General features: G+C 55.4%; 6 protein-coding genes. 3 read left to right on the top strand and 3 right to left on the bottom strand.

Annotated elements, in window-relative coordinates:
* The 3 genes from ACOSYY_RS09325 to ACOSYY_RS09315 form a co-directional block, all read right to left on the bottom strand.
* Window positions 1-1305, bottom strand: a 1305-nt coding sequence (locus ACOSYY_RS09325; protein ID WP_421661995.1) for a M16 family metallopeptidase, incomplete at its 3' end; no start/stop codon positions are given.
* Window positions 1302-1949 (bottom strand): HAD family hydrolase, encoded by a 648-nt coding sequence (locus ACOSYY_RS09320; RefSeq protein ID WP_421661994.1) that lies wholly within the window; start codon window positions 1947-1949, stop codon window positions 1302-1304. The genes ACOSYY_RS09325 and ACOSYY_RS09320, both read right to left, overlap by 4 nt.
* On the bottom strand, window positions 1949-2413 hold the full coding sequence (locus ACOSYY_RS09315) for a hypothetical protein (RefSeq protein WP_421661993.1): 465 nt from the start codon (window positions 2411-2413) through the stop codon (window positions 1949-1951). Before ACOSYY_RS09315 ends, ACOSYY_RS09320 begins: the two co-directional genes overlap by 1 nt.
* A 323-nt stretch (window positions 2414-2736) precedes the next feature.
* Between ACOSYY_RS09315 and ACOSYY_RS09310 the strand changes: the two genes are divergently transcribed.
* The 3 genes from ACOSYY_RS09310 (at window position 2737) to hemL (ending at window position 5605) form a co-directional block, all read left to right on the top strand.
* Window positions 2737-3168: a guanyl-specific ribonuclease gene (locus tag ACOSYY_RS09310; RefSeq protein WP_421661992.1), complete on the top strand. Its 432-nt coding sequence runs from the start codon at window positions 2737-2739 to the stop codon at window positions 3166-3168.
* 23 nt (window positions 3169-3191) lie between these two features.
* Entirely contained in the window at window positions 3192-3740 is a 549-nt protein-coding gene (locus tag ACOSYY_RS09305) for a barstar family protein (RefSeq protein WP_421661991.1), read from the top strand.
* Between the two features lie 581 nt (window positions 3741-4321).
* Window positions 4322-5605: a glutamate-1-semialdehyde 2,1-aminomutase gene (gene hemL, locus ACOSYY_RS09300; protein WP_421661990.1), complete on the top strand. Its 1284-nt coding sequence runs from the start codon at window positions 4322-4324 to the stop codon at window positions 5603-5605.
* The last annotated feature ends 242 nt before the right edge of the window (window positions 5606-5847 follow it).

Here is a 5847-nt window from a genome sequence, read left to right as displayed (position 1 = left end):
GATCTCTTCATAGATGGCGGCTTCTACTTCCGCCGTCGTATGAGGGGCCAACGGCGTAGCAGTGAGAATGAATAGGTTCGGCGCACGCACGCCCGGATGATTCGCATCCGACCCGACTGAGGCAGCCAGCCGCTTCTCGCGGACCAACTTTTGATGCAGCCGGGACGTGAGTCCGTCGCTCATCACCGCGTCGATCACGTCAAACACGTCATCATCCGGATGCCCTAGCGCCGGCTTATGGTATCCGATGACGATAGCCGGTTCCGCGTCGAACTCCACCTCGACTCGTCGCTCGCCCCGTTGTTCCGGCTCGATCGTCACCAAAGGAGGCGATGGCGGCGCGGCAGGAATCTTCCCGAACGTCCGTTCGATCAGAGCAATCGTTTCTTTCGGATTGATATCTCCGACCAGAGCAATCGTGGCGCGATTGGGACCATAGTGTGTCTTGAAGAAGGCTTCCGTATCGGCCGGTGTTAAGGACAGGATATCGGACCCCCATCCGATGGTCGGAACTCCATAACCATGGGCCCGGAATGCAGTTGATGTGAAGGTTTCGAACAACAGGCCGTGCGGACTGTCGTCGTTGCGCAAGCGCCGTTCTTCCATCACGACACCGCGTTCCTTGTAAAACTCGCGCAATACAGGGTTGGCCATTCGATCCGACTCGATGGCCGCCCACAAAGGCAACCGATTGGACGGCAAACTGATCATGTACCGCGTCACGTCTTTGCCCGTCGATGCATTGAGTCCCACCCCGCCGTGCCGCTGATACAACAGAGCCATCTCATTCCCGACAACGTAACGCGAGGCCTGAGCTTGTAGGTCTAAGAATCGCTTCTGAAGCGATTCAATCGTCGCCCGCTCATCAGCCGCTGCGGCGCCTCCTTTGGTTGCTACATCTCGCTCCCGCTGGTCGAGCTCGGCCCCGACCGATGCAAGTTCGTCCAAAATCGGTTTTTCCTTCTCATAGTTGGTCGTGCCGACCAACCGTGTGCCTTTAAAAGCCATATGCTCATAGAGATGCGCGAGACCGGTTTGCCCGAACTGTTCATTGATGCCGCCCACTGCGAAGGTGATGTTGATGGAAACGACAGGCGTCTGATGCCGTTCGACCATGAGGATGGTCAATCCGTTCGCGAGCCTGTGTTCAATCACTCGCTCGGCAAGACTCGGTGCGGCCGCAAAGAGTACGCCAATGTTGAGGTGAAGAATCAGCGCGAGGGTCAGGCAAAAAACAAAAAACCTTCTTCGCCTGAAAATAGGATCTTTTCTCAGCCTTGGTCTTAACCGTGACCTCTGTTTCATACAAAAATCTCCATGAGTTGTTCCGGCTTTTCGATGAACCAATCGGGTTGACAAGCTTCCATCTTTGCTCGATTTCCCATGCCATACCCGACGGCACAGACACGAATGCCGGCGTTATGCCCTCCGTTGATATCATTCGTGCTGTCGCCGACCAAGACCGTCCGTTCTTTCGGCGCGCCTATTTTTTCCAGGATGTGTAATATCATCCCCGGTTCCGGTTTGAGCCCAAACCCGTTGTCTCCGCCGACCATGTACCGGAAATGTTGCGGGCCCAGACCGTTCAGGATCACGCGGGTGTATTCGATCGACTTGTTGGTTGCAATCGTCTTGTCTTTGTGGGCGAAATGTTGCAGCATCGGCTCAATACCGGGATAGAAGCTTGTCCGGTCCAAGCAATGTTCGAGATAATGCCTTCGAAAGACTTTCAACGCTTCTTCGAATCTGGCCTGATTTCCCTCCCCGACTGCAAGACGCAGCAACCGTTTGACGCCATCGCCGACAAAACCGAAAATTTCCTCAATGGGGCGTTCTGGTAATCCAAGCTCGGCGAGGGTACAGTTGACGGATTGCGCGATGTCCCACTTCGATTCGATCAGTGTACCGTCCAAGTCGAAAATCAACAAATCAACGGGTGTTTTGTCCATTACCTAGCCTTTCGCAGGGAGTCGATGAGCGTGGTGAGCAGGGTACGCTGCGCGTCGTCTTGTTCATGGACTTCCGCCTCTCGTGCGAAGCTCACCATTCGTTTCAGTCCGACGTGAGGCGGGATGATCGGCGAAACGATTCGCCAATAGTTCTTCACAACCTTCACGTGAAAACGAACTTCTTCCGTCGTTTCCTCGGGCACGAAGGTTGCGGTTTCTAGATAGACCGCCCCCCGTACGTGAAACGTGACAGGGATGACCACTTCCAGATTGTTGAGAATCTCCCATTTTCGATAGTCCTCCGGGACTGTTGATTCCTGGACGACAACGATACGGCCCCATACAGGTTCTTCTCTCCAATCAATATAGGGAAGTAACGTGTCGAATGATGGAGCGTCTAAACGAGCCCCCTTCTGGTCCAACAGAACATACCGCTTCACGACTTCCGCCGGAGATCGCTTCATCGAACCGCTCGGACTCAGTTGGGCGCTCGAAGGAACGGCCAGAGCGAGGACGGCCAGAGCGACAACGTAATGGACGAGGCACCTGAGTAAAGGTATCACGCGTCTAACCGGATGGATATCACACACGCAGGTTTCGCACGATGACCCATGGGCGTGGTCCGGCACCGTTTTCTTCTGATGTCCGTGTAAGCTGCCTCATTCTAGCAAACGGGACTGGAGACATCCAGGTAACGAGGTGATGGCTCGTACATTGTTTGACCTTCTTCAAAAGTGAATGCTACGGTCGCCTTGCGGGTCACTGTCTTGCCAAGGGAGAAGAGGCTGTGTCCACCCTTCGATGGAGAAGGATTCGGCTCATCGGTCTTCTCATCGCCCTGCTGTGCATGTTCAGCCTGGTGTCGTCGGTCTCCATCGCCGCTACCGACCATGCCGACGGACCTCTGAATGCCGACACCTTTGTCAGCCCTCCGGATCAAATAGAACCGCCGGCCTCGCGCACACCACCTCCACGGAAAGCCTACGATCTGCTCAAACGGCTCGAAGAGCGCGGTGGGGTACCGCTCCCGGGTTACATCGGAGGCCGTGACTTCCAAAACCGAGAACGACGCCTTCCGCGAGGCTACTATCGAGAGTATGATGTCAATCCAAAGATTCGAGGGCGCGGGCGCGATGCCGAGCGAATCGTCATCGAGCAACGAAACGGGAAGGCCTACTATACCGGAGACCATTACCGAACGTTTATGCCTCTTAACTAACGTCCAAATCGGCGAATAGCTCTATGGCGGGAGACCTTACCTTACAGGCTCATCTTGGCAACGCCGCACCCCCCTGGTCGGCTCTTCTTGTCGTCCCTCGAGGGACCACCACCTCGGCGTTGGTGAAAGCGCCGCCGGGATTTGCCGTGCGCACCATTCAAGGGAAGAAATGCCGAACTCCATCGGGTCTCTTCGATGAGTTCGCACGGGCACTCGCCTTTCCGGATTACTTCGGACACAACTGGGACGCGCTGGAGGAGTGTCTGGCCGATTTAGAGTGGCTTCCGGCCAAAGGATACATCTTACTCATTACTGACACACAAGCCGTGCTTCCTGAGGATGAAGAAGAGTATGAAACATTGCTGGAAATTCTCAATGACGCCGGCGAGGCCTGGAGCAAGGGACACACCGCCGAAGGTCGGCGCGCCCCATTTCATGTCGTGTTTATAATTGCCGAGCAGGAGAAATCGAAACGCAAACGCTGGGAGCTGGAGGAATTCGCTTTTGCCGATTCGAAGCCACCCAAGATGAAACCCAGCCCTAAACGTTCACCCAAGCGACCCAGAAAATAAGACTTTCTCAACGAGCTGTGGCAGGGTCACCCGATTCGAATAAACTACCCATGAATCCTTGGGGCACCTCTCCTCAAGCCGACATAGAACCGCACGACCGATCGCACCACTAGACGAAGAGGCGAAGACCGATCCTTCAGGCTCTCGCCGGACGTTCGACATGAACCTATCCCCCCTGGGCACGCGGTCCATCGGGCCCGCACCGCTTTCTCATGCTCGATGCAGATGCTATGCGTCTCCCGGCGATCGTCGAGGGGGGCTTTTTCTCCGACGAGTCCGATGCGACCTTCTCCACGGCACCATGAACAGATGACTTGCATATCGTCTCGCTATTCTAATGATCGAGCAATCACAAGAATCATACAGCAAGAATCGCGCCGTTAGACCAAAGAGCGATCGGGGGTGAGAATTAAGAGGAACTCCCATTTGAGTCGAACCTTAAAATCTGTCACCGTATCTAATCCATAGAACGGTATCTGTTACGACATTTTTTGACCTCGCGCGATGTTCTCGGAAGAGATCGCACAACCAATGAGTTTCTTGACCGACTCTCGCCCTGCGTGATAGGGTGCGCCCCCATTATGAGAACATCCCGCTCTGCCAAGCTGTTCAGCGAAGCTCAACAACTCATTCCCGGCGGCGTCAACAGCCCTGTCCGGGCCTTTCGCTCGGTCGGCGGGCAACCGCGCTTTATCGCGCGAGCGAAAGGGTCGCGGCTCTATGATGTGGACCGCAATGTCTATATCGATTATGTGCTGTCGTGGGGGCCGATGATTTTAGGCCACGCCCCTTCCGCGGTGGTCACCGCGATCAAAAGCGCGGCTGGACGAGGCACGAGTTACGGAGCACCGACTGAGCCGGAAGTATTACTGGCCCGGGAAATACGAAACGCCTTCCCTTCCATGGAAAAGGTCCGGCTCGTCAGCTCCGGCACCGAAGCCGTCATGAGCGCCATCCGCGTGGCGCGCGGATTCACCAAGCGAACAGGGGTCATGAAGTTTGAAGGTTGCTATCATGGCCACGGAGACTATCTATTGGCTAAAGCGGGATCAGGTCTGGCTACCTTGGGGATTCCGGATTCACCGGGCGTACCGGAAGACTTTGCCAAACATACTCTCACCGCTCCCTATAATGATATTCATACAGTCCAGCAACTGATCAAATCCAACCGGGATCGGCTGGCCTGCATCATCATCGAGCCGATCGCAGGGAATATGGGAGTCGTCCCCCCTGCCCCCGACTTCCTCGCGGCACTGCGGCAGCTGACCAGCGATCACAATATTTTGTTGATCTTCGACGAGGTCATTTCAGGATTCCGTGTCGGTTATGGGGGGGCACAGGCACTCTACGGCATCACACCGGACCTCACGGTTCTCGGGAAGATCATCGGTGGCGGATTGCCGGTCGGTGCCTATGGCGGGCGGAAAGAGATCATGGATCTCATCGCACCGGTCGGGCCGGTGTATCAGGCCGGTACGCTCTCCGGTAACCCGCTGGCAGTCTCCGCGGGATTGGCAACCCTCAAGCAGTTGCGGATGAAGGGGGTTTACAAAAAACTCGACGAGCGATCGGCAGTTCTAGCAAAAGGGATTGGCGAGGCTGCAAACAAGGCAGGGATTTCCGTAACACAAACGCGAGTCGGCTCGATGCTCACGACTTTCTTTACTCCTGGTCCTGTCGTGGACTGGAATACGGCGAAACAGTCCGATACGAAACGGTACGGCCGTTTTTTTCACCATATGCTGGAGCAGGGCGTCTATCTCGCGCCTTCCCAATTCGAGGCCGCCTTCCTCTCGACTGCTCATAGCACACAGGATATCGAGAAGACCATCCGGGCGGCTCACACCGCCTTCAAAAAACTCTGATCGAGTCGCTCGTATCTCGTAGGATACATTTTTATCTTTTTAGATACACTTATCTCTCAGGATCATTGGCGCTTCACGAGATACGCTTCGCGTTAGGCTATTCATCATCGTCGTCTTCCGCCTCGAGAGCCTCCTGCCGCTTCTGTTCTTCCATCGCGTTATGAAGCAGCATGCGGATAAACATGGAATAGAGCGACCCCTTTTCCAACGTTCCGCCTGGCGGAATGGCGATTTTGCCCTCG

The sequence above is a fragment of the Nitrospira sp. BLG_2 genome, assembly GCF_049222245.1.
This window is presented reverse-complemented; position numbering and strand designations above follow the sequence as displayed.